The organism is Mucilaginibacter sp. (genome assembly GCF_036568825.1).
Classification (GTDB): Bacteria; Bacteroidota; Bacteroidia; order Sphingobacteriales; family Sphingobacteriaceae; genus Mucilaginibacter.
On the sequence record NZ_DATCRU010000031.1, the window covers coordinates 60174 to 67898 of the forward strand.

The 7725-nt window shown below is 42.7% G+C and carries 10 protein-coding genes; 5 read left to right on the forward strand and 5 right to left on the reverse strand.

Features of this window, described 5'->3' with window-relative positions; genetic code table 11:
* Positions 1 to 6: 6 nt before the first annotated feature.
* Both recO and VIM89_RS06795 read right to left on the reverse strand, forming a co-directional pair.
* Positions 7 to 726 (reverse strand): DNA repair protein RecO, encoded by a 720-nt coding sequence (recO, locus tag VIM89_RS06790; protein WP_488155385.1) that lies wholly within the window; start codon positions 724 to 726, stop codon positions 7 to 9.
* A complete protein-coding gene (locus VIM89_RS06795; protein WP_488155386.1) occupies positions 716 to 1084 on the reverse strand; it encodes a diacylglycerol kinase family protein in 369 nt (122 codons plus the stop codon). Before VIM89_RS06795 ends, recO begins: the two co-directional genes overlap by 11 nt.
* A gap of 70 nt (positions 1085 to 1154) precedes the next feature.
* Between VIM89_RS06795 and VIM89_RS06800 the strand changes: the two genes are divergently transcribed.
* Positions 1155 to 2075: a hypothetical protein gene (locus tag VIM89_RS06800; RefSeq protein ID WP_488155387.1), complete on the forward strand. Its 921-nt coding sequence runs from the start codon at positions 1155 to 1157 to the stop codon at positions 2073 to 2075.
* Positions 2076 to 2093: 18 nt separating this feature from the next.
* Complete coding sequence (locus VIM89_RS06805; protein WP_488155388.1) at positions 2094 to 2870, forward strand: SDR family oxidoreductase; 777 nt, start codon at positions 2094 to 2096, stop codon at positions 2868 to 2870.
* A 3-nt stretch (positions 2871 to 2873) separates the two neighbouring features.
* Here VIM89_RS06805 and VIM89_RS06810 read toward each other — a convergent pair whose 3' ends face one another.
* From VIM89_RS06810 to VIM89_RS06820, 3 genes are all read right to left on the reverse strand, one after another.
* Positions 2874 to 2993 carry a UPF0175 family protein gene (locus VIM89_RS06810; RefSeq protein WP_488155389.1) on the reverse strand — a complete coding sequence of 40 codons (120 nt, stop codon included), beginning with the start codon at positions 2991 to 2993 and terminating at the stop codon, positions 2874 to 2876.
* 92 nt (positions 2994 to 3085) lie between these two features.
* Entirely contained in the window at positions 3086 to 3262 is a 177-nt protein-coding gene (locus tag VIM89_RS06815; protein WP_488155390.1) for a hypothetical protein, read from the reverse strand.
* Positions 3262 to 3471 (reverse strand): hypothetical protein, encoded by a 210-nt coding sequence (locus VIM89_RS06820; RefSeq protein WP_488155391.1) that lies wholly within the window; start codon positions 3469 to 3471, stop codon positions 3262 to 3264. The genes VIM89_RS06815 and VIM89_RS06820 overlap by 1 nt, the downstream gene beginning before the upstream one ends.
* Before the next feature lie 73 nt (positions 3472 to 3544).
* Here VIM89_RS06820 and ileS point away from each other — a divergent pair, with 73 nt between their 5' ends.
* From ileS to VIM89_RS06835, 3 genes are all read left to right on the forward strand, one after another.
* A complete protein-coding gene (ileS, locus tag VIM89_RS06825; protein WP_488155394.1) occupies positions 3545 to 6943 on the forward strand; it encodes an isoleucine--tRNA ligase in 3399 nt (1132 codons plus the stop codon).
* Complete coding sequence (locus tag VIM89_RS06830; protein ID WP_488155392.1) at positions 6943 to 7329, forward strand: TraR/DksA family transcriptional regulator; 387 nt, start codon at positions 6943 to 6945, stop codon at positions 7327 to 7329. Before ileS ends, VIM89_RS06830 begins: the two co-directional genes overlap by 1 nt.
* A partial coding sequence (locus VIM89_RS06835) for a signal peptidase II (protein WP_488155393.1) occupies positions 7329 to 7725 on the forward strand: 397 nt, incomplete at its 3' end. The genes VIM89_RS06830 and VIM89_RS06835, both read left to right, overlap by 1 nt.

The window sequence follows — 7725 nt, forward strand, 5'->3', positions numbered from 1 at the left end:
AATAAATCAGCTCAGCACTTCTTCCAATATTTCATGCGAATGGATATTACCAAACCTCTCGATATGCAGGGCATAATATTCCAGTAATTTCTGCACCAGGTATCGGCGTTCATCATTACTAAATTTCAGCTGACCGATATGCTCAAAACTGCATTGCAGCAGACTATAAAAATTCTGTGTATGTGGAGGTGACAAATATGAAAATCCTTCCGGTTTATATTTGCTGAACACGCCATTCTTCATATCGAAATAATCCGCATTAATCGCCTGATCGGGATAAAAGCCAAGGTATCGCGTTAATCGTGTCAAGAAAAGCAAATGAAAATTGGATAACCCTTCAGTTTGATTATCCAGCCATTCGATCGCATTAAAAATAAAATCAAAAAGATTTTCATCGGCAGATTGCTGCCTTACCGCTTTATACAATACTTCATTTAGAAATAAAACAATGCTGCTTTTTATGACATCATAGGGTATACTTAGCAAAACAGGAGAATTTCTCAACTCAGAAATACGCTGAACCTGCCCGGTACTTTTATGATAAACCACCAGATCGAGCAAATGCAGCGGCTGCAGCATGTTACGGCTGATCTTTGCCCTGGGCTTTTTTACACCGTTGATGATATAAGATTGCAGCCCGAATTTCTCAGTAAATATTTGTACAATTACGCTGCTCTCGCCATAATCGGTGATCTTGAAAACGATGCCCCTGGTTTTATGCAGCATGATGGATAAGTGCTAACACCTTGGGAACAAAGATCACCAGGCCGATGGTTAAGGCTGTAATGGCAGTGATCAATACGGCGCCGGCAGCCATGTCTTTAACCAGTCCGGCCCTTTTGTTGTATCCGGGCGACACCAAATCGGTCAGGAATTCGATAGCAGTATTGAACAACTCGGCAACCAGCACTATGCCAATGCAAAAGATGATCCACAGCCACTCGTCTTTTGAAATATGCAAGGCATAGCCGGCATACACCGCAACCAAAGCACACACCAAATGCACCCTGAAATTCAGTTGAGTAGCAGCAGCATGCCAGACACCATTCAATGCATAACCAAAGCCACGGATAAATTTGTTCATCCTTCAAAAATAGCTTAAATACTTGCATAGTTATATTGCTTGGCGTAAGTTTAGGCAAGTCATGACCTTTATGATCAAAAAGTTGGCGTTGCTTATTCTGGTTTTAATGATCTATGCGGGATATTCCTATGCACAGGGAATAAATCGGGCAACTATTCCGTTGATGAAGGAAAATCCTAAGATCGACGCCTTGCTGGATAAATTTGTAAAGCTGGGCGATCCGGGAAGGTCATGTTTTGTGTTGTATGCTGACCCAATCGGTGGCTTATATGGCTTAACCGTGAAAGGGATTAAAACTGACACATCTGTATTGAATTTCAATTTTTTAAAATACAAAGCGCCTTTTGGTTACTTCAAATACAAGAAATACCTGGTTTTTGTGGTGAACACATACGACATATTCAATTTCTTTGAACCGACACCTCATAGCAGGACATTCAGGTATAAACTGAGTCCGCCTGGTAGCGATAAATATTTCTGCTCGGCTGATTTTAATTATCCAATCGGTCAATTTGATAAAATGACTTTCAGCGATCCGATACCGGCATCAGCCATTAGTGCCGTCGCCCTTACGGAAGATAAAAAGATCGACTCGCTCTTGGATAAATACATTGGCTTGAGTGATCCGGGAAAGTCATGTTTTTTGATGAGTTCGTCACTGGTAAACAAGGAATATTCCATATCGCTTAACGGACTGCGGACCGATACGACAGTATTGAACATGAATGTATTCTCACAAAAAACCACGCTTGGCTACTTCAGATATAAAGGCTATTTGGTGATCGTCAAGCTTTATGCTGACCCATATCATTTCTTCAATGTTCAAAATACTCCGAAAAGATTCCGCTTTGAGTGGGATGAGCGAAAATCGGAGGATAAAGAATTGAACCCGCTGGGGCAAATGTTTTGTTATAATAATTATTACAGGGATAAAAGCGGTAATTTTAACTCGTCAGTAATATTCGATATGATCCCCCAAAAGGATAATTAATACATAACTCTATCTACCATGGATCTCAAAATAAAAGATAAAGTCGCCATAGTTTTAGCGGCAAGCAAGGGCTTGGGAAAGGCATCAGCCTTAGCCCTGTCTGCTGAAGGTGCAAAGGTGGTCATCAGTTCCCGCAATGCCGACGAACTGAACCAAACTGCTGAAGAAATACGCCAACAAACCGGGAATGAAGTGATTGCCATATCTGCTGATGTGTCTGACGCAGAACAAATGAAAGCGCTTATCAAAAAAACAGGAGATACTTTTGGCCGGATTGATATTCTACTCAACAACGGCGGCGGACCACCATTTGATAAGTTTGAAACTTTTGATGATGAAACCTGGCAAAAAGCTTTTGAGCTGACTATTCTCAGCTTTGCGCGCAACAGCCGTGAAGTGTTGCCCTACATGAAGAAAGCCGGCAGTGGGCGTATCATCAATATTATTAGCGGATCGGTAAAATCGGTGTTGAACAATGCGGTACTGTCCACCTCAATGCGTATGGGTGTGGTTGGCATGGCCAAATTGATGGCTGACGAATTCGGGCCTTATCATATCACCGTTAATAATATCGCTCCGGGATTAATTCTGACAGAGCGTATTAAAGAAACCTATCCCAAAGGCATGGACCCGGAGCTAGCCTTACAGGAAAAAACTAAAGCCATTCCCGCAGGGCGCATTGGCAAACCGGAAGAGCTAGGTGCGTTGGTAGCTTTCCTTGCGTCAGAACAGGCTGCTTATATCAGTGGTACGACTATTCAGATTGATGGTGGGGGGAATAGGGGGATATTTTGAGTTTTAAGTTCCGTATTTAATTAAAGACTCCGCAAAAGCCCTCTTATCCAGTCCTGCCATTTCAGCAGCCTGCCCCAAAGAGAGTTTCCCTGCCTCGTAAAGTTTAGCAGCTATGAAACTCACCGTATCCTGGTGATCATCTTCAAGAAAGTCGGGAACCTGTAACGTTAGCGTCGTTATGATATAAAGTTACATATTTTCCCCATATCACACAATTACCGCTTTCTAACCAACAACACAATCAGCCACACTATCGATACAGCCTGCACCATAAACATACTTCCTGTGATCAATTGCCCGCCCGGCCAATGCATTATTTTAAATACCAGACCGATAGCCATTACGACAAAACTTGTCAAAAACAACACAACCGGGTAACGAAAATTGCCCATCAAATGCGGGTGGCTGAATTTTGCTCTTTTTTATACTGATTATAAAAATGGATGGTAGCAATCAGCATGGCTGCTCCTACTCCAAGTGAAAAGCCTTGCAGAAAATCACCAAATTTACTTTCCCTTAACCATGGGATAAAAGTGGTCGCCAAAAAGACTATTAAAGCCAATATCGTTATCAGTAAAGCACGGGTAAACTTAATTTTCATGACGGCAATTTAACTTTTTAATAGTAAAATTCCGTATTTTTGCAACCTCTAAAAATTGAGGTGGAACATATTGATGTACAACGAATATAAGCAGTTAAATTTATCACAGATCGGTAAGGATGTTTTGGACTTCTGGAAGCAGAACAACATCTTCGAAAAAAGCATTACCAGTCGACCGGAAAACAACCCTTACACCTTTTATGAGGGTCCGCCGTCGGCAAATGGTATGCCGGGCATCCACCACGTAATGGCCCGTTCCATCAAGGATATTTTTTGCCGCTATAAAACACTGAAAGGTTACCAGGTAAAACGTAAAGGCGGCTGGGATACACACGGTCTTCCTATTGAGCTTGGCGTTGAAAAAACTTTGGGCATCACTAAAGAAGATATCGGCAAAAAGATCTCTATTGAAGATTACAACGAAGCCTGCCGCAAGGAGGTGATGAAATATACTGATGTTTGGAATGACCTGACCGAGAAAATGGGTTACTGGGTCGACCTGAATGATCCGTACATTACTTATAAAAATGAGTACATCGAAACCCTTTGGTGGATACTGAAGGAGTTGTATAACAAAAACATGCTGTATAAAGGTTATACCGTACAGCCATATTCGCCAAAATCGGGTACCGGCTTAAGCTCGCACGAGTTGAACCAGCCAGGCACTTACAAAATGGTGAAGGATACCACCATTGTTGCCGAGTTCCATTTAAAGAAAGATCAACAGCATCCGTTCATCGATACTTTGTTTGAAAGCACTGATGAGGATACCGTCATATTAGCCTGGACGACGACCCCATGGACCTTACCATCAAACTGCGCCCTTGCGGTTGGAGAAAATATAAATTACGTTAAGATCAGCACCTTCAATCCATATACTTACGAACCGGTAAGTGTTGTTTTGGCGAAGGACCTGGTAAGTAAATATTTTAAAGCTGAAGGTGAAAACGCATCGTTTGAAGATTATAAAGGTGGTGATAAAGTAATCCCGTGGAAGGTTAAGGCCCAATTTAAAGGGTCTGACCTGCTTGACCTGCGTTATCATCAACTAATGCCTTATGTAACCAATGCTGATTTAGAAAAGAACGCATTCCGTGTAATTCCTGCTGATTTTGTTACTACTGAGGATGGTACAGGTATCGTACACACTGCATCAGTATTTGGTGCAGACGACTTCCGGGCTTGTAAGGAAAATGGCGTTCCGTCGGTATTGGTATTGGATGAAACCGGTAAAGAAGTGCCACTCGTTGACAAGCAAGGCCGATTTGTAAAAGAAGTGACCGACTTTGCAGGACTATACGTTAAAGAAGAATATTATACCAAAGAAGAACGCGAAGCACCGGGTTTTAAGGCGACCGACGTAATGATCGCCATAAAGCTGAAGGAAGATAATAAAGCTTTCGACGTCCGCAAATATGAGCACAGCTACCCGCACTCATGGCGTACTGATGAGCCGATCTTATATTATCCGCTGGATAGCTGGTTCATCCGCACCACTGCGGTAAAGGATAAGCTGGTTGAGTTGAATAAAACCATCAATTGGAAGCCGGAATCAACCGGTACTGGCCGCTTCGGCAACTGGCTGGAAAACCTGGTAGACTGGAACCTGTCGCGTTCACGTTACTGGGGCACTCCGCTGCCTATTTGGCGCGAGGAAAACGGAAGTGAAGAAAAATGTATCGGTTCTATTGCCGAAATGGAGCAGGAGATAGAGAAATCTATTGCTGCGGGCTTTATGCCACAAGGCTTTAAGCTGACCGACATGCACCGTCCTTTTGTTGACGATGTGATATTGACTTCAGCAAACGGCAACCGCATGTACCGTGAGCCTGACCTGATCGACGTATGGTTCGATTCAGGTGCTATGCCTTATGCGCAATGGCATTTCCCTTTCGAGAATAAAGATCAATTTAAAAAAGCTTACCCGGCTGATTTTATTGCTGAGGGTGTTGACCAAACCCGCGGGTGGTTCTTTACGCTGCATGCTATCGCAGTAATGCTGAGCGAAACAAGTGATGAGATAAAAGCAGTTAATAAAGAGGTTGGCAATAAAGGTATCTCGTTTAAAAATGTAGTATCGAACGGTTTGGTGCTGGACAAAAACGGCAACAAAATGTCCAAACGTTTGGGCAATGCAGTCGATCCATTCTCAACCATTGAGCAATATGGGGCCGATACCGCACGCTGGTATATGATCAGCAATGCATCGCCATGGGACAACCTGAAATTTAATATGGAAGGGCTGGATGAAGTTCGCAGGAAGTTCTTCGGCACCTTATATAATACCTATAACTTCTTTGCGCTTTATGCTAATATCGATGGCTTCAATTACAGCGAAGCAGAGATCGAATTAAGCAAACGTCCTGAAATCGATCAGTGGATCATTTCATTACTAAATACACTGAGCAAAGACGTTGACGAATTTTATGCTGATTTTGAACCTACCAAAGCTGCCCGTGCTATTCAGGATTTTGTGGACGAGCATTTGAGTAACTGGTACGTTCGATTAAGTCGCCGCCGTTTCTGGAAATCGGACGACTCAGAAGATAAGTTATCAGCTTATCAAACTTTATATACCTGTTTAGTGACTATCGCCAAGCTGATGTCGCCAATTGCCCCATTCTTTGCAGATAAACTATATACTGATCTGAATAAGGTCACCAAAAAGGAAAATTTTGAGTCGGTTCACCTGGCTGATTTCCCTGTTTATCATAAACTACTGGTAAACAAAGCGCTGGAAGAAAGAATGCAGCTGGCGCAGGATATCTCGTCATTGACGTTGTCGCTACGCAAAAAAGTAGGCATCAATGTCCGTCAGCCATTGAAAAGAACCTTATTACCTATCCTGAATAAAAACTTCAGGCACCAGGTAGAGCAGGTGAAGGATTTGATCCTTTCTGAAACCAATATTAAAGATATCGAATACATCACCGATGCATCCGGTTTCATCAAGAAGAAGGTAAAACCAAACTTTAAAGCGCTGGGCCCAAAGGTAGGTAAGGACATGAAAGCTGTAGCCGAGGCTATAACCAATATGAGCCAGGACGCGTTAAATCTATTTGAAGAGACTGGTTCAGCGACCTTCGAGATTGCAAATTCGACATTCGAAATTGCTTTGGCCGATGTTGAGATCATCGCTGAAGACGTTCCGGGATGGCAGGTTGCAAATTTGGGAAAACTAACCGTGGCTTTAGATGTTACGATAACCAGCGAACTGAAACAGGAGGGCATATCGCGCGAGCTGATCAATAGGGTCCAGAATCTGCGCAAAGAGAAGGAATTTGAGGTTACTGACCGCATAAATGTAAGGTTAAGCAGTCACCCTTTGATAAACGATGCGGTGAATAATAATTTAACCTATATTTGCGCCGAAATTTTGGCCGACAGCTTACTGCTTGAAGATGAGCTAAATGAAGGTGACAAGATTGTGATTGAAGGAGTAGAATTATTTATTGTTATTAATAAAATATAATGGAACAAGAAAGCACAAAAACCAGATATTCAGACACCGAATTAAAAGAATTTAAAGACCTGTTATTGGATAAACTGCGTATAGCACGCGAAGAGCTGAACGCGCTTGCAACATCATTAAGCTCGCCAAATGCGAACGGAACCGATGATACCGCAGGTACCTATAAAACACTGGAAGACGGATCGGCAACGCTGGAGAAGGAACAAATAAACCAGTTAGCTGCACGCCAGAAAAAATTTATTGAGCAACTGGAAGCAGCGCTTGTACGCATTGAGAACAAAACCTACGGTGTTTGCCGCGAAACCGGTAAACTGATACAAAAGGAACGTTTACGTGCCGTACCACATACTACCCTTAGTATGGAAGCAAAACTGAAACAAAATTAATGAAGCCGGCTTACTTAAAACCCTTTTTAATTGTTGTTTTTATTGTCCTGATTGACCAGATCATCAAAACCTGGGTCAGGACGCATATGTACCTGGGGCAGGATATTCATTTCCTTGGCGACCATGGTATGCTGCATTATACCGAAAACAACGGCATGGCCTTCGGCATGGAATTGGGAGGGGATTTCGGTAAGCTGGTTTTAACACTATTCCGCATTTTCGCGGTGTTTGCCATAGGTTATGGCCTGGTATACCTCATCAAACATAAATATAACCGTGGCCTAACCATCTGCGTGGCGCTCATACTCGCCGGCGCGCTTGGCAATATAGTCGATTCTACTTTTTATGGCATACTTTACCAGCATGGCAACCTTTTTTATGGTCGTGTGGTGGATA